The 16166-nt window shown below is 64.3% G+C and carries 14 protein-coding genes; 8 read left to right on the forward strand and 6 right to left on the reverse strand.

Annotated elements, in window-relative coordinates:
- Nucleotides 1-13: 13 nt before the first annotated feature.
- The gene (gene purD / locus PWM43_RS01455; protein WP_289840785.1) at nt 14-1270 is read right to left on the reverse strand and encodes a phosphoribosylamine--glycine ligase; all 1257 of its coding nucleotides are present in this window, start codon (nt 1268-1270) and stop codon (nt 14-16) included.
- Between the two features lie 165 nt (nt 1271-1435).
- Between purD and xseA the strand changes: the two genes are divergently transcribed.
- Together xseA and PWM43_RS01465 are read left to right on the forward strand one after the other, a co-directional pair.
- Entirely contained in the window at nt 1436-2878 is a 1443-nt protein-coding gene (gene xseA / locus PWM43_RS01460; protein WP_289840786.1) for an exodeoxyribonuclease VII large subunit, read from the forward strand.
- A gap of 14 nt (nt 2879-2892) precedes the next feature.
- Nucleotides 2893-3258, forward strand: a complete 366-nt coding sequence (locus PWM43_RS01465; protein ID WP_289840787.1) for a hypothetical protein — start codon at nt 2893-2895, stop codon at nt 3256-3258.
- A gap of 97 nt (nt 3259-3355) precedes the next feature.
- Here PWM43_RS01465 and PWM43_RS01470 read toward each other — a convergent pair whose 3' ends face one another.
- Nucleotides 3356-6274: an Rne/Rng family ribonuclease gene (locus PWM43_RS01470; protein WP_289840788.1), complete on the reverse strand. Its 2919-nt coding sequence runs from the start codon at nt 6272-6274 to the stop codon at nt 3356-3358.
- Between the two features lie 526 nt (nt 6275-6800).
- On the opposite strand from PWM43_RS01470, the gene PWM43_RS01475 reads away from it, so the two are divergent.
- On the forward strand, nt 6801-7691 hold the full coding sequence (locus PWM43_RS01475; RefSeq protein WP_289840789.1) for an N-acetylmuramoyl-L-alanine amidase family protein: 891 nt from the start codon (nt 6801-6803) through the stop codon (nt 7689-7691).
- Between the two features lie 9 nt (nt 7692-7700).
- Here the strand turns inward: PWM43_RS01475 and PWM43_RS01480 are convergent, their stop codons facing one another.
- Both PWM43_RS01480 and PWM43_RS01485 read right to left on the reverse strand, forming a co-directional pair.
- Nucleotides 7701-8306: a glutathione S-transferase family protein gene (locus tag PWM43_RS01480; RefSeq protein WP_289840790.1), complete on the reverse strand. Its 606-nt coding sequence runs from the start codon at nt 8304-8306 to the stop codon at nt 7701-7703.
- Nucleotides 8307-8308: 2 nt separating this feature from the next.
- Nucleotides 8309-8584, reverse strand: coding sequence for a hypothetical protein (locus PWM43_RS01485; protein ID WP_289840791.1), 276 nt, complete (start codon nt 8582-8584; stop codon nt 8309-8311).
- On the opposite strand from PWM43_RS01485, the gene PWM43_RS01490 reads away from it, so the two are divergent.
- A complete protein-coding gene (locus tag PWM43_RS01490; RefSeq protein WP_289840792.1) occupies nt 8583-10154 on the forward strand; it encodes a 2-isopropylmalate synthase in 1572 nt (523 codons plus the stop codon). The two genes, PWM43_RS01485 and PWM43_RS01490, sit on opposite strands and share 2 nt — an antisense overlap.
- Nucleotides 10155-10275: 121 nt before the next feature.
- Here the strand turns inward: PWM43_RS01490 and PWM43_RS01495 are convergent, their stop codons facing one another.
- Together PWM43_RS01495 and PWM43_RS01500 are read right to left on the reverse strand one after the other, a co-directional pair.
- A complete protein-coding gene (locus PWM43_RS01495; protein ID WP_394356006.1) occupies nt 10276-10743 on the reverse strand; it encodes a hypothetical protein in 468 nt (155 codons plus the stop codon).
- Between the two features lie 32 nt (nt 10744-10775).
- Nucleotides 10776-11186 (reverse strand): hypothetical protein, encoded by a 411-nt coding sequence (locus PWM43_RS01500; protein WP_289840793.1) that lies wholly within the window; start codon nt 11184-11186, stop codon nt 10776-10778.
- Between the two features lie 190 nt (nt 11187-11376).
- Between PWM43_RS01500 and PWM43_RS01505 the strand changes: the two genes are divergently transcribed.
- From PWM43_RS01505 to mrdA, 4 genes are all read left to right on the forward strand, one after another.
- Nucleotides 11377-12423 (forward strand): rod shape-determining protein, encoded by a 1047-nt coding sequence (locus tag PWM43_RS01505; RefSeq protein ID WP_289840794.1) that lies wholly within the window; start codon nt 11377-11379, stop codon nt 12421-12423.
- Between the two features lie 19 nt (nt 12424-12442).
- Complete coding sequence (gene mreC / locus PWM43_RS01510; protein WP_289840795.1) at nt 12443-13387, forward strand: rod shape-determining protein MreC; 945 nt, start codon at nt 12443-12445, stop codon at nt 13385-13387.
- Nucleotides 13384-13956 (forward strand): rod shape-determining protein MreD, encoded by a 573-nt coding sequence (locus tag PWM43_RS01515; protein ID WP_289840796.1) that lies wholly within the window; start codon nt 13384-13386, stop codon nt 13954-13956. The genes mreC and PWM43_RS01515 overlap by 4 nt, the downstream gene beginning before the upstream one ends.
- Before the next feature lie 271 nt (nt 13957-14227).
- On the forward strand, nt 14228-16162 hold the full coding sequence (mrdA, locus tag PWM43_RS01520; protein WP_289840797.1) for a penicillin-binding protein 2: 1935 nt from the start codon (nt 14228-14230) through the stop codon (nt 16160-16162).
- The last annotated feature ends 4 nt before the right edge of the window (nt 16163-16166 follow it).

Raw genomic sequence — 16166 nt, forward strand, 5'->3', positions numbered from 1 at the left:
GATTCCCGCCGCCTTACAATCCGATATCCCGGCGCCAGAGGGCGTCGGTCCAGCGGATGGCCGCAACGCCCTGATAGGCGCGTTCGCGGGCTTCCTCGGGGCTTGGAGCCATAGCGCAGACGGTCAGGACCCGACCGCCAGCCGCCACGAGGCGGCCATCCGTCTCGGCGGTTCCGGCCTGAAAGACGCGCACCCCCGGAACGGCCTCCGCGCGGTCTATTCCTGAAATCACGCCGCCCGAAACCGGCTTGCCGGGATAGCCACGCGCGGCCATGACGACGGAAATCGAGGCGTCTTCGGAGAAGACGATGTTCGCGTCATTGAGACGTCCATCCGCCAGGGCGGCGAAAACCGGGAGCAGGTCGGATTTAAGGCGGATCAGGAGGGCCTGCGCTTCGGGGTCTCCGAAACGGACATTGTATTCGATGAGTTTCGGACCGTCTTCGGTCAGCATCAGCCCCGCGAAAATGATGCCCCGGAAGGGCGTGCCGCGACGGACCATTTCGCGCAGCATGGGGCGCACCATGATGTCCAGCGCCTCTTCCTGCTCGCGGCGGCCAAAACCCGGCGGGGGTGAAATCGCTCCCATGCCGCCGGTATTCGGCCCGGTGTCGCCTTCGCCGATGCGTTTGTGATCGCGCGCCGCGCCGATCAGAACGGCCCGCTCGTCGGCGCAGAACGCGAACAGCGACACCTCGCGTCCGAACAGGCATTCCTCGATCACGACGCTTGCGCCAGCGGTCCCGAAACTGCGGTCGGTCATGATGTCGTTGATGGCGGCCTCGGCTTCGGCCACCGTCTGCGCCACGACGACGCCCTTGCCCGCGGCTAGGCCGTCCGCCTTGATGACGATCGGTGCGCCGCGCAGACGCACGAAGGCGATGGCCGGCTCGGGATCCTCGAAACGCTCCCAGCGCGCGGTGGGGATGCGCGCGGCGTCGGCGATGTCCTTGGTGAAACTCTTGCTGCCCTCGAGCGCGGCGGCGGCCTGCGTCGGACCGGCACAGGCGATGCCCGCCTCCATGCAGGCATCCGTCAGGCCGAGGACAAGCGGCGCTTCCGGTCCGGGCACGACCAGATCGATGCCTTCGCTGCGTGCGAAAGCGACCAGACCGGTCACGTCATCGGCCTTGACGGGAACCAGTGTTCCCAGGGCTGCCATCCCGGGATTGCCGGGCGCGATAAACAGCGCGTCCAGTTCCGGCGAACGCGCCAGGCAGGCTGCCATCGCGTGCTCGCGTCCGCCCGATCCGACCAAAAGAACCCGCATGTTATCCCTCTTGCTCACTGCCGCTGTTTCATAGCCGCTGTCATCTTTGCGCTGCGTAGCACAGACCGGGGCGGGACGTGAGCCATCTATGCGGCGAAGCCCATCTGCGCACTTGACGTCATATGCCCGGTTTTCGCGGGCGTCCGTGTCGCGTAGAATGCCATTATGGTGGATAGCGACGACACGGCTGCAAGCAACATTCCCGAATACTCCGTCTCGGAAATCTCGGGCGCGATCCGGCGCACGCTGGAAGGCGGCTTCGCCCGCGTGCGGGTTCGGGGCGAAATCACCGAACTCAAGAGGTATCCGTCGGGCCATATCTACCTTTCGCTGAAGGATGAGGACGGCAAGATCGCGGGCGTCGTATGGCGCAGCGCGGTGTCGCGTCTCGGTCTCACCCCGGAGAACGGCACCGAAGTCATCGCGACCGGACGCGTGTCATCCTATGGCGAGCGTTCGACCTACCAGCTGATCATCGACCAGATGAGCTTCGCGGGGGAGGGCGCCCTGCTCGCCCGCATCGAGAAGCTGCGTCTGAAGCTGCTCGATGAAGGCCTGTTCGCCCTCGAGCGCAAGCGTGCGCTGCCGCATCTGCCGCGTCTGGTGGGCGTCGTGACGTCGCAGAAAGGCGCGGTGCTGCACGATATCTGCACCACGATCGCGCGACGCTTTCCGCGTTCGGTTCTCGTATGGCCGGTGTCCGTGCAGGGCGACGGCGCGGCTGCGCAGATCGTCGCCGCCATCGAGGGCTTCGGACGCATGAAGTCGCCGCCAGATGTGCTGATCGTCGCGCGCGGCGGCGGCTCTCTCGAAGATCTCATGGCGTTCAATGACGAGCGCGTGGTGCGGGCGGCCGCAGCCAGTCCCATTCCGCTCATTTCGGCGGTCGGGCATGAAACCGATACCACGTTGATCGATTTCGCGTCGGATCGACGGGCTCCTACGCCGACAGCGGCGGCGGAACTCGCGGTTCCGCTGCGTTCGGAGATGGTCGCGGACCTGGCGCATCGGAACGCGCGCCTCGCGGGCGCGCTCATGCGGCTGATGGATCAGGCGCGCGCCCGGCTGGAGCGCGTGGTTGCGGGCCTTCCCGATCTGCCCTCGCTTCTCAACAACGCCCGTATGCGGCTCGACGACCGTGGGCAGCGCCACGAACTGGCGCTGCCGACCGTCACGGAGCGGGCTCGCGCCCGGCTGGTGCAGATAGAAGGGCGACTGCCCTCTCTGGAACTTGTGGTCGCGCGGCTTCGCGAACGTGTGCTGCGTCAGGCCGGGCAACTGGAACTGGCCGTGGGACGGGGTCTTCAGGCATGGGAGTCCCGGATTATCCGCGCGCGTTTGTCGCCCGAGAGCATCCTGAACGCCATCAGGCTGCGCGAAGCCCGCCTCGAGGGCACCGTCGGACGTCTGGAAGCCGTGTCCCCTAGGGCCGTGCTGGCGCGTGGCTATGTTCTCGTCCAGGATATGTCGGGCCGACCGATCACGAGTGCTGCCGCCAACCCGCAAGGCGGGCGCATCGTGCTCGAATTCGCCGACGGGCGTCGAGATGCACGACTCGATAAAGGAAGGGGGGATGGTTCATCCCCTCAGGGCGAATTCGGTTTGTGAAAGGCGTGAGAACGATGGGATTTCGTATGGGCGGGCGCTGGATGATGCTGATGCCCCTTCTGGTGCTGGCCGCCTGCGCGGAACAGCCTCCGGCCGCCTCCGTTCCGGGGAGGACGGCCAGCCGTATTCCGCCGCAGAGTTTCGCACCGGGTCTCGACGTCGAAAACGCGCCCGCCAACGAAGCACAACTCACAAACGATCCTTCGGCTCCCGTCGATACGCCTCTATGTGGCGTCGCACTCAAGGAAGAGTCTCTGGCTGGCAGCGCGGTCTATGGAGATGGTATGGCGACCAACAGCCCATGCACGCGCAATGCGTGTTTCCAGCCTCTTACGGGGACATTCATAGCGGCCTCGGGGGCTCGGAGCGTCTGTCGCTGAACAGCAGCGAGGACCCTGAGGATAAGAAAAAGGCGAGGCCCCTCGGGAGCCTCGCCTTTTTCTTTGCCGATCTTCCACAAGTCCGGGAGATGACGCCTTAGCGGCGCCACCAACCTGCTCGCGGCTTTGTCGGCGTGGCTTCATCCACATCGATCGGGACGATCGCCGGGGCGGCGTCTTCAGTTGGGGTCGCTTCCGCTGCTTTCCGGCGCGGACGACCACGGCGCTTCGGTGCGTCTTCCGCTGCGGGTTCCGCGATCGGTTCCACCGGTGCTGAGGATTCCGCCGACGTGACAGGCTTAATTTCAGTGGCCTTACGACGCGACGGGCGCTTTGCGGGTGTCGTCGTGGCCTTCGCCGCGGCGGGTTTGCGTCCGCGCTTTTTCGGTGCTTCCCCGACGGGTGCTTCCCCTGCGGCCGCTTCTTCTGCGGGCGTTTCCGGGGCAGCGTCGGCCGCGGGTTCGGTAGCCTTGGCCTCGGTCGGGACGACTTCCGACTTGCGCGGCCGACCACGACGACGCGGTGCCGGGGTGGCGGTCGCAGCAGCCGGAAGCTCGACCGGAGCCGGAGACGCTTCCACCGACGCCTCCACCGGCGCGATCACGGCCTTATCTTCCACGATCTTCGTCTCCACGACCTCCGTCTCCGGGGTCACGTCGCGGGTTTCGGGACGGGTCTCGCGCTTGCGGGGCGAACCTTCCGAAATGGGCACATGGCGCACCGAGCGGAGATGCTCCTGCGCATTTTCAGCCTGCTCGATCACGTCAAAGATGTCGAAGCTGCCGCCGCCGAACGGATCGGCGGGGGTGGGGCCGGTCCAGACGGGAGGCTGGAAGCTTTCCTTCCGGCGTTCACGCTCGACACGTGCCGACGGCTCGGCATGCGTCGGTTCCTCATGAACCGGCGTCGTCTCCTGGGCGCTGTCCGTGCGGACAATGCGACGCGAACGCGTACGGCGACGGCCAGGCATCACCATGGCGGGGCTGGTCGGGTCAGCGGCGACAGACTCGTCGTCATGGGCCGACAGGGCCTCACTCTCCGCTTCGTCCTCAAGGCTCTCGGCGTGAGCCCCCGTTCCGGCGACCATTTCGTTTTCGGGACGACGTTCACGACGGCCGCGGCGGCGGCGGCGGCGGCGGCGGCCTCCTTCCTCACGTCCTTCGTCCTCACGTGACAGCGCAGCCTCCTGCGCGACGACCGCACTTTCACTGACGGCTTCCGTCGGCTCGACGACAGTTGGCACGTGTTCGACCTCGTGTTCGACGGGACCGGCGAGCACTTCGACGGGGGCCGTGATCTGCGGACGCGGCGCGGCTGCCGTCTGCGGAGTCAGGCGCTCGATATGGATATCGGACGGCATCAGCGTATCGTCCGCCTTGAAGACGACCTCCATACGATGGCGCTGCTCGATTTCCGCCAGCCATGCACGCTTGTGGTTGAGGATATAAAGGGCAACCACAGGGGCGACATGCGCTTCGATGGATGCGGCCTTCTGCTGCGTGCCCTCGTCGTCGATCGCGCGGAGGATGTGAAGCGCGGCACTTTCGGTCCCGCGTACGAAACCGGTTCCCTGGCAGTGCGGGCAGGGAGACAGCACGGCTTCGGCGAGTGACGGACGAAGACGCTGTCGCGACATTTCGAGCAGACCGAAATGCGAGATCGTGCCGATCTGGATACGCGCGCGATCCGAGCGCAAAGCATCCTTGAGGCGCTTTTCGACCATGCTGTTATGCTTGCGGCTCTCCATGTCGATGAAATCGATCACGATCAGTCCGGCAAGATCGCGCAGACGGAGCTGGCGGGCGACTTCTTCCGCGGCTTCGAGATTCGTCCGCAGGGCCGTTTCCTCGATGTTGCGCTGGCTGGTCGAGCGGCCCGAGTTCACGTCAATGGCAACCAAAGCTTCCGTCTGGTTGATGACGAGATAGCCCCCCGAACGAAGCTGGGCGGTCGGCGAGAACATCAGGTCCAGATGACCCTCGACGTGGTAGCGCGTGAAGAGGCTCTGCGCCTGATCGCGCCACAGCTTCACCTTGTTGACGTTGTGCGGCATCAGCAGACGCATGAACTCGCGGGCATTCTTCCACGCGGGCTCGCCATCGATGACGATTTCCTCGATGTCCTTGCTGTAGAGATCGCGGATGGCGCGCTTGATGAGGCTCGCTTCCTCGTAGATCAGCGCGGGCGCGACGGACGAAAGCGTATGGCTGCGGATATCGTCCCAGAGCTGGAGGAGATACTCGCAGTCGCGGATGATCTCCGGGCCGGGACGCTGGGCGCCAGCCGTGCGTACGATCATCGCCATGCCGCGCGGCAGATCGAGGCCGGTGATGATGTCGCGCAGACGGCGGCGGTCGGAATCGGATGTAATCTTGCGCGAGACGCCACCGCCACGCAGGGCGTTCGGCATCAGCACGCAGTAACGGCCCGCCAGCGAGATATAGGTCGTCAGCGCCGCGCCCTTGTTGCCGCGCTCTTCCTTGACGACCTGAACCAGAATGATCTGGCGACGGCGGATGACTTCCTGGATCTTGTAGTTGCGCAGGAAGCGCGCCATGCGGCGCGCGGCGGCGCCCTCGTCGCCCGTGTCGTTTTCGCCACCGACCATCTCCGGCGCGGACGACTCACGGCTTTCACCGTCTTCGGCGCTGGCATCGGCGTTTTCGGCTGGAGGCGTCGTGCCGCCTTCGCTGTCTTCGTGTTCGAGGCGCTGCTCTTCGGCGCGTGCGTCCTCTTCCTGAATCGCGAGGAGTTTTTCACGATCGGCGACCGGAATCTGGAAATAGTCCGGATGGATTTCGCTGAAGGCGAGGAAGCCGTGGCGGTTGCCGCCATATTCGACGAACGCGGCCTGAAGGCTCGGTTCGACGCGGATTACCTTCGCAAGGTAGATATTGCCCTTGAGCTGTTTGCGGGCGGACGTCTCGACATCGTAATCTTCGAGCCGTTCACCATCCATCACCACAACGCGGGTTTCTTCCGCATGTGTGGTGTCGATCAGCATTTTCTTGTTCATTAAAAGAGAAACTCCGTTGCGTCGGGAGACGGCCAGCCTGCGGGTCGCGCACCATGGCGCGGTCTGAGCGGCGGCGTATCGAGGCAAGACCTATGGCTGTCACGGAGGCATGGTGCGGATCGTCGGGTGCCGTCGCACCACGCATCATGACGGCCGGAAACAGATCCGACCGCTGACGTGATGAAATGACGGACGAGGCGAACGACATACAGCCCCTGGGATCAAATACGTTGCGGGGCGACGCGCACGCGCCCACTGTGTCGGTCCGGTGTTCCAGGTATGCCCGGAAAACCACCCGGTCCGGTGGTCATGCGTCGTCGCGCAAAGAATTGTCGGGCGGGATCCTTGGCGGCAGTGCGGGGCACTGCGGGAGCATCGAACCGCTACAGTTCTTCGGTGACAACAGCATGACCGAATTATCCCCAGGGCGCAAGCGTGCCGTTCGGGCTTTCATCATCGCCTTGTTTTCAACACGATTGAAGACTGAAATCCAAGGCGAGAGGCCGATGATGAAATACCCTGAATCATGAGCGGTTGCGTGCGGATCGGACGAAGGCTAGCCATTGCGGGGGTGGGCTGCCTGACGTCCGAGGCCATGGCCCATGTGCTTCGCAAGCCCGCGCCCAGCCTCTCTTCCGGCGGCGCAGCGCATACGGTCCGGAAAACGCACAGGGGGGTTCCCGGAACCCCCGCGATCCATCGGAATGTCGCGGCTCCCCTTCCCGTCGTCATGCTTGATCCCGGACACGGCGGCAAGGATCCCGGCGCGATCGGCGTTTCAGGGACCTATGAGAAGCATATCGCCGAAGCCGCCGCCTCCGAGCTGCAGAGGCAGTTGATCGCCACCAGGCGTTATCGCGTCGTCCTCACGCGTGACAGCGATCGATTCATTCCTCTTGAAGGGCGCGTGGAACTGGCCCAGCGGCATGGCGCCCATCTCTTCGTTTCCATGCATGCCGATGCGCTGCATGATCCGAACGTGCGCGGCGCCAGCGTGTATACGCTTTCACGGCATGCCTCCGACACCCAGACCGCCGCGCTCGCGAAAACCGAAAACAGCGCGGACCGGTTCGCGGGGCCGTCCTTTCACGGGATGTCGCCGGAAGTTCAGCAGATCCTGTCGAGCCTCGTGTCGGAAGAAACGGAGCGTGGCTCGGCCCATATGGCGTCCAGCATCGTATCCTCCTTCGGAACGCGCATCCGCCTGCTGGCCAATCCCTCCCGTCACGCGGCGTTCGTGGTGCTGAAATCGGCGGAAATTCCCTCCGTTCTGGTCGAGATGGGCTTCATGTCCAACCGTCTGGACGAGGCAGCACTGCGTCAGGCCGTCCACCGGACGCAGATCGCCTCGGCCATGTGCGAGGCGGTGAAGCGCTATTTCGCAAGCCAGCCGTCGAATATGGTTCTCGCGGGCTGATGCCACCGCCTAGTAGGCGTCCTTCAACCCGCTCATCGGGATGAAGCCGGGCTGGCCGATGACCCGGTTGAGCCAGATGCGCAGATGCGGAAAAGGCTGAAGGTCGATGGAGCCTTCATGAGCCAGGGCAATATAAGGAAAAAGAGCGCAGTCGGCGATGGTCGGATGATTGGTGACGAACCAGTGCCGTGTCCGGACGTGGTCGTCCAGGCGCGGCAGGATTCTCGCACAGATCGCGTGGGCCGCATTCAGATTGTCCGGAGTGTTCCATTTGATGGCCCGGCGCGCCGTCGCGAATCCCGCGGCGATTTCGTTTGCGGCCACGGACAGCCATGAGGCGACATGGGCCTGCTGGATGGCGTCGTCGGGCCACCAGTGTGCGAGCTGATGTTTGCGCGCAAGATAGATCAGGATCGCCTGGGAGTCCCATATGGGAACATCCACATCGACGAGAACGGGCACCTGCTGCATCGGCGTGAGCTTCGCGAAGGTTTCCGTATGTTGCTCTCCCGCGCGCAGATCAACGGGGGAAAGCTCGATCGGCAGACCCGCCAGTGCGGCAAACAGCCGCACCTTGTAGCAATTTCCGGAATTTTCGACGTCGTAGAGTCTCATCTTCAGGTTCCCGTATGGATGGTATGCGTAAAAAATATCCCGTCCGCCCTAGCGACCAGGCCCCGGATCGGGTTATACGACGCGTCATGTTCGCACGTTTCGCCCCTTTGCGTCAGACCGGTCGCGCTTTCGCGCGCCTTGACGCATGCGCGGCGCTGCTCCCCGGCCTGCTTCGACTTATCGGCCCCTGAGCGCGTAAGAAGCGGCATGCGTGCCGTAATGCTCAGGGGATGTTTTGCAGAATACCCGATCTGATTGAGCAAAGAGTGCGTATCCATGACCATCGATCATCCTTCCTTCGGCCGCATCGCTGACGACCGCGTCATCCTGTTCGATACAACGCTGCGTGACGGCGAACAGTCTCCCGGTTTTTCCATGAATCTGGACGAGAAGCTCCGCATGGCGCGCGCGCTGGAAGCTCTGGGCGTTGACGTTATCGAAGCGGGCTTTCCGGTCGCGTCACCCGGCGATTTCGAAAGCGTCCGTCGGATCGCGGAGACGCTGAGCGAGACGGTCGTGTGCGGTCTGGCCCGCAGTGGCGGCAAGCGCGACATCGAAGCCGCGGGCGAGGCGATCGCCCCTGCGAAGCGCCGTCGGATCCATAATTTCATCTCCACCTCGCCGCTTCACATGAAATACAAGCTGCGGATGGAGCCCGAGACGGTTCTCGAACTGATTGCGTCAGGCAATCGGGCGGCCCGCAATTTCACGGATGACGTGGAGTGGTCGGCGGAAGACGGGTCGCGCACGGAGCCGGATTTTCTGTGTCGCTGCGTCGAGGTCGCGATCCGGAACGGCGCGACAACGATCAACATTCCCGACACCGTGGGTTATTCGACGCCCGATGAGATGCGTGCGATCTTTCGCATGCTGCGCGAGCGCGTTCCCGGTGCGGAGAAAGTCATCTTCTCGACCCATAACCATAACGATCTGGGGCTGGCGGTCGCCAATACGCTGGGCTCACTGGAGGGCGGCGCGCGCCAGATCGAATGCACGATCAACGGCATCGGCGAGCGCGCCGGCAACGCGGCACTGGAAGAAATCGTCATGGCCATCCGCACGCGCCATGACAAATATGCCTATTCGGAGCGGATCGATACGCCAAAGCTGCTCGGTGTCTCGCGCATGCTGGCTAATATCACGAGTTTCGACGTGCAGCCCAACAAGGCGATCGTCGGACGCAATGCCTTCGCTCATGAAAGCGGCATCCATCAGGATGGCATCCTGAAGAACGCCCAGACCTATGAGATCATGACGCCCGAGAGCGTGGGCTGGACGAAGTCCTCGCTGGTTCTGGGCAAACACTCGGGACGCGCGGCGTTCCGCGACAAGCTCTCGGCGCTGGGATACAAGCTGGAGGACGATGTCGTCCAGCAGGCGTTCGAGCGCTTCAAGGTTCTCGCCGACCAGAAAAAGACGGTGTTCGATGACGATATCCGCGCGCTGGTCGATGACGAAACGCGTGACCATGACCGTATCCGCTTCGTGTCGCTGGACCTGATTGCGGGATCGAAACGCCCGGCGCAGGCGACGCTGGAGCTGAAGGTCGACGGAGACATCCGCGTCGCGACGGTGGATGGCAACGGGCCGGTGGACGCCGCGTTCCGCGCCATCCAGAAGGCTTTTCCCCATGAAGCCACGCTGGCTCTGTTCACGGTTGGCGCGGTGACGGAAGGCACGGACGCCCAGGCCCGCACGACCGTGCGTCTGGAAGAGGACGGCAAGCTCGTCGACGGGCAGGGCGCGGACGCCGATACCGTCGTCTCAGCCGTGAGGGCTTATGTTCACGCGCTCAACAAGCTGCTCGTGAAGCGGGTGCGGACCGAGCCGGAAGCGCTGAGCGCCTGAGTTTCCATGACATCGGCAATCTCATGACATCGGGGGCGGTCTGGAAACGACCGCTTCCGAAAACGACCGCTCAAGAAAAAAGGGCCGCCCCGCAGGGGCGGCCCTTTTGCATAACGGGCGTTCAGTATCCGTTGTTATAGTTCTGCTGGGGATATTGCTGCTGCGGGTATTGTTGCTGGTAGGGCGCGCAATAACCGTTCTGCATGCGTGCCTGACCGGGCGGGCAACCCTGATAGGACGGCTGGACGTAGCCGCCGTAATTGCCCTGGTACTGCTGCGGGTAGTTGCCCTGATTCTGGTTGTAGTAATTGCCTTGCGGCTGGGCGTATCCGCCGCGCGACGGCGTTGACACCGCACCGCCCGCCGCGCCGAGGGCGCCGCCCGCCAGGGCACCGATCGCCGCGCCACGCCCGCCGCCCGCCAGCGCGCCGATCGCCGCGCCGGCGCCGCCGCCCAGAAGTCCGCCGCCCAAAGCGCGCTGACCGGGATCGTAGGGATTGGAGCATGCCGCGAGCATGCCGAGTGTGCCCGTCAGCGCAACCAGGGTCACCAGTCGCGTGCGGGTCTTCTTGTTTTTGCTGATGATCATGACGGCCTACCTAAGGTTCGACGGTCTATCGTTCAATAGCCGCGCGGGCGGTTGGGGGTGGTTGCCGCGCCGCCCGCAGCACCCGCGGCACCTCCGGCGAGAGCGCCGATGGCGGCGCCGCGACCGCCGCCGGCCAGAGCGCCGATAGCGGCGCCGCCGCCGGCTCCGATCAGCGCGCCCGATCCGGCGCGGGCGCCGGGATCATAGGGATCGCCGCAGCCCGTCAGGGAGACAAGGCCGACGAAAGCGCTGAGAACTGCGAGGCGGCGGAGGGAGCGGGATAGAGTGTTGAACATGAGAATTCCCTTGATATCGCAAATCCGGATGCCGATCGTTACGGCGTTGACTGTCGCATGTCCCATGATGCTTCGGGACGATGCGGCATCAACGGTTGGCCGACGCACCGGTTGCGTGAACTTTCCCATCTCCTGTGTCCAAAGCATGTTGAAATGGTGGCATCCGCGAATTTGCCTGATGTGCAGTTGGGCGCAGGGCATGTCATGATGACGAAGAATCGCGGTTGCGCGCTCTTGCTCCGCCATCGCGGCATCGCTAAGCCTCCCCACGGGTCTACGACGCGGCTGCGGCGTGGGAGCACTTATTCAGCAATATGATCGCCCGGAGGTTTTTGGGATGTTCTCACGTCTGCTGGGTCTCATGTCGGCAGACATGGCCATCGACCTCGGCACCGCCAACACGCTTGTCTACGTCAAGGGGCGCGGGATCGTGCTCGACGAACCTTCCGTCGTCGCGATCGCCGAAGTGCGCGGCAAGAAGCAGGTTCTGGCCGTGGGCGAAGAGGCCAAGCAGATGGTCGGACGCACGCCCGGCAACGTGACGGCGATTCGCCCGCTGCGGGACGGCGTGATCGCTGATTTTGAGGTCGCGGAGGAAATGATCAAGCATTTCATCCGCAAGGTTCATAATCGCCGGGCCTTTGCGAGCCCCCAGATCATCGTCTGCGTGCCGTCGGGTTCCACGGCCGTCGAGAAGCGCGCCATTCAGGAAAGCGCCGAAAGCGCGGGCGCGCGAAAGGTCATGCTGATCGAGGAAGCCATGGCGGCGGCGATCGGCGCCGGACTGCCCGTGACGGAGCCCTCGGGCAGCATGATTGTCGATATCGGTGGCGGCACGACGGAAGTTGCGGTGATTTCGCTCGGCGGCATCGTCTATGCGCGTTCGGTGCGCGTCGGCGGTGACAAGATGGACGAGGCGATCATCTCCTACATCCGCCGCATGCATAACCTCTTGATCGGCGAAAGTTCTGCGGAGCGCATCAAGATGGAAATCGGCGCGGCCATGCCGCCTGACGATCCGCGCGATCCCGGGCCTGTCAAGGAAGTGAAGGGCCGCGACCTCATCAACGGCGTGCCGCGCGAAGTCCTGGTCAGCCAAGCGCAGATCGCAGAAAGCTTGGCGGAGCCCGTCAGTCAGATCGTCGATGCCGTCGCGACCGCGCTCGAGAACACGCCGCCCGAACTTTCCGCCGACATCGTGGACAAAGGGATCATCCTGACCGGCGGTGGCGCGCTTCTCCATCGTCTGGACGATGTGCTGCGTCAGGCCACTGGCCTGCCCGTGACCGTGGGCGAGTCTCCCCTGCGCTGCGTGGCTCTGGGAACGGGGCGGGCGCTCGAGGAAATGCGGCGTCTGCGCAACGTGCTGATCTCGATGTACTGAGCGCCGGACGCGGGCGGCCATGTTTTCCATACAGGTCCAGCAGGCGCTTGCGAAACTGGTTCTGCCGTTTCTGATCCTGATCGCCTGTTCGATCGTGGTTCTCGGCCTGGCCCGACGTCCGCTGGTCGATCGCTGGCGTCTGGACGCGGCCGACCGTCTGGCGCCCGCCTATCGGCTCGCGGCATGGCCAGGAGAGGCGGTCCGCGGACTTTATGGCGATGCAAGCGGGCTTGGGCATCTGGCCGTGGAGAACGCGCATCTGCGTGACGAGAACGCCAAACTGCGGCGCTGGTATGACGTCGCGGTCGCCCTCGCGAATGAAAACGCCCGGCTCAAGGCCCAGCTGCACTGGATTCCCGATAATGCGCCGAGCTTCGTGACCGGACATGTCGTGCGCGACGCGGGCGGGTTGTATGGCCGAGCCCTTCTGCTCTCGGTGGGGGACGGGCAGGGCGTGCAGCTCGGTGACGTGGCGCTTGATGCGGGGGGACTGATCGGGCGCGTCACCGAAGTCGGCGCTCATGTCGCGCGCATCCTGCTCATCAACGACCAGGCCAGCCGGATTCCCGTGACGCTGACGGCGTCGCGGGGCGCCGCCATTCTTGCCGGAGACGGGTCTCCTTATCCGCGACTGCTGTATTACGCTCAGGACAACCACCCGGTCGAAGGCGAGCGGGTCTTTACCAGCGCGCAGGCCCTTCCCGTCGGGCAGAGCGGCCATGCTCCGTTTACGAGCCTTCCGGGTGGTCTGCCCATCGGGACGGTCCATTACATCCGGCCGGGCGATCCTGTCGTGGTGCCGGACGGCTCGCTGGTCCATCCGGATATCGTCCGCGTCTTTCATTACGACCAGCAGGACGAAACAGGCCCCTCGGCTCCGGGACGCGTGCCCGTCCAGCCGCCCGCGCTGGCGCCGGAACTCTCTGCCCCCTCGTCGGCCGATGTGGAGCCAGGACGAGGATGAATCATTTGCTTCGTGAACGGCGGGGGAAAACGCAGCCGGGTATCGAGCCCGAGCCGACCGTCAAGCACCGGGCCGACGTTGCGGTGCGTGATGCCGTTCCCTGGCTCTTCATGGCGATCTGCGTGATCCTGCTTTCAGCCCCCACCGGGTTGCCGGGAGGCACGGAACTGATGTTCGGCGTCAGTGTGGGGACGGTCTATTTCTGGTCCGCCCATCGGCCCGAGTCGATGCCCGTATGGGCGGTCTTCTTGATCGGATTGCTGGCGGATCTCCTGAGCTTCGGGCCGCCCGGAACGCTTCTGTTGTCCCTGTTGATCGTTCACGGCGTCGCGCATACATGGCGTTACGGCCTGAGCCGCATCAATTTTATATGGGGGTGGGGATTGATGTCGGTTCTCGCGCTGAGTTTAACGTTGTTTCAATGGATGGTGGCGTGTATTGGGGCGCTTCGTCCGATGTCTCCCGTGCCGTCACTCTTCCAGGCGGCGCTCGCCGCCGGTATTTATCCGACCCTGAGCGTGTTGTTTGTCTGGACGCATCGAACGATCGTCAATCCTGAACGAGCCTGAAGGTCAGTTCCGTCATGAATTCCCGTCGTGACCTGCAATATGTGGTCGGACGCGTCTCGTCGGGAGACGGTTTCAGAGCCCCCGTCGCTGGCATTCAGGCGCGCCTCTTTCGGAGCGCGCGGGCCAGGCATGGCGAGATCGTGCCGTTGACGAATTTCAGAACATATGTGGGGCAGCGACGTGCGATGCACGTTCATCGCCTGTCGCATCAGCGAAATTCGCTTTTGTCGCCGCCATGCCGGCCTTGCGTCCGGATCGGACGGCCGGCTTCATGAAACTTCCCTTTCGTGGGCGTCAACCCTCCCGTCTGATGCCGCGCCGCGAGCCGGAAAGGCCCTCACGCGGCGTTTTTACGCGCCGCGCTCTCATCGTGCTGGCCGCTCAGGTCGGAGTGCTGGGAGTTCTGGGGCGTCGCCTGTATGACCTTCAGGTGGTGCAGGGCGATCACCTGAAAGAACTGGCGGTTCGTAATCGCACGAGTCGCCGTCTTCTCGCGCCCGCGCGCGGCGTGATCAACGATCGCTTCGGCGTCGAGCTTGCGTCCAACAAGGTCAGTTGGCGCGCCATGCTGATGCCGGAGGAGACCACCGACATCAAGGCGACGGTCGCGCGCTTCGCCGAAATCGTACCGCTCGACGAACGCGATCACGCGCGTATCGAGCGCGATCTTCGTCATGTCCGAAAATATGTGCCGGTCGGGCTCAAGGACTTCCTGAGCTGGGATGACATGGCGCGCATCGAACTCAACGCGCCGAGCATGCCCGGCGTGCTGATCGACGTGGGTTCGACGCGTCTGTATCCATTCGGCCCCGAGCTTGCGCATATCGTCGGCTATGTCGCGCCGCCCAACGAGCGCGACATAGCGTCATCGACCATGATGGCGCTGCCGGGCATGCGCGCCGGACGCGCCGGTATCGAGCAGACGCAGGACGCGCTCCTGCGCGGCGAACCGGGCTCGGTGGAGATGGAAGTCAATTCCCTGGGACGCGTGATCGGCGAGATCAATCGTGTTGACGGGCGTCAGGGCGATGGGCTGACCCTGACGATCGACGCGGGCCTCCAGCAGCAGGTGATCGGACGCATCTCGGATCAGTCCGCGAGCGCGGTCGTCATGGATTGCCGAAACGGCGAAGTGCTGGCGATGGTCAGCACGCCATCCTTCGACCCGTCCCTGTTCGATTCGGGCGTCAGTCACGCACAGTGGATCGAGTGGACGGACAACGTGCGGACGCCTCTGATCAACAAGGCCGTCGCCGGGATTTACCCGCCCGGATCGACGTTCAAGCCCGCCGTCGGGCTGGCGGCGCTGAAGTCCGGCGCGATCTCGCCGGAGGACCGTTTTACGTGTCCGGGATATTTCGATCTGGGCGGGGCACGTTTCCATTGCTGGTCGCGCTGGGGGCATGGCAGCATCAATCTGCGCCAGGCGCTGATGTATTCCTGCGACGTTTATTTCTATCAGGCGGCCCGCAAGGCGGGCATGGACCCGATCAAGGCCATGGCCAATGATTTCGGACTGGGGGTCAAGCCCGGGATCGAACTGACGCATGTCCGCAGCGGCATGATTCCTACTCCCGAATGGCGGCAGCAGCATGGCCATCACTGGAATGGCGGCGATACGGTCAATGCCGGCATCGGGCAGGGCTTCGTGCAGGTGACGCCGCTTGAGCTTGCCACATATGCCTCCCGTATCGCGTCGGGCCGGGACGTTCAGCCCCACCTCATCCGGCGGGTGAACGATACTCTGTCGGATCGGACGGCGCTCGACCATGCCGCCCTGCTCGATGTGGATCCGGCCCATCTCAACATCATTCGCGGCGGCATGTTCGACGTCATCAACGCGCCGCGCGGGACGGCGCCCAAGGCGAAGCTGGATATTCCGGGCGTGCAGATGGCGGGCAAGACGGGCTCCGCGCAGGTGCGTCGCGTCTCGCGCGCCCTGCGCGAGAGCGGGCACTTCAATTCGATGTCCCTGCCATGGGAGGAGCGGCCGCACGCGCTGTTCATCTGCTTCGCGCCATTCGACGCTCCGCGTTATGCCGTGTCCGTCGTCATCGAACACGGGAACGCCGGTGCCGACGCGGCGGCCCCGTTGGCGCGGGATATCATGACGGATACGCTGACGCGCGATCCGGTCAATCGCGATCATGAGCCCGGGCAGACAGTCGCGGAAGCAGGCTGGGGAGCGGATGTTCCCCGTCCGTAGACTG

The sequence above is a fragment of the Brytella acorum genome, from assembly GCF_029309905.1.
Lineage (GTDB): Bacteria > Pseudomonadota > Alphaproteobacteria > Acetobacterales > Acetobacteraceae > Brytella > Brytella acorum.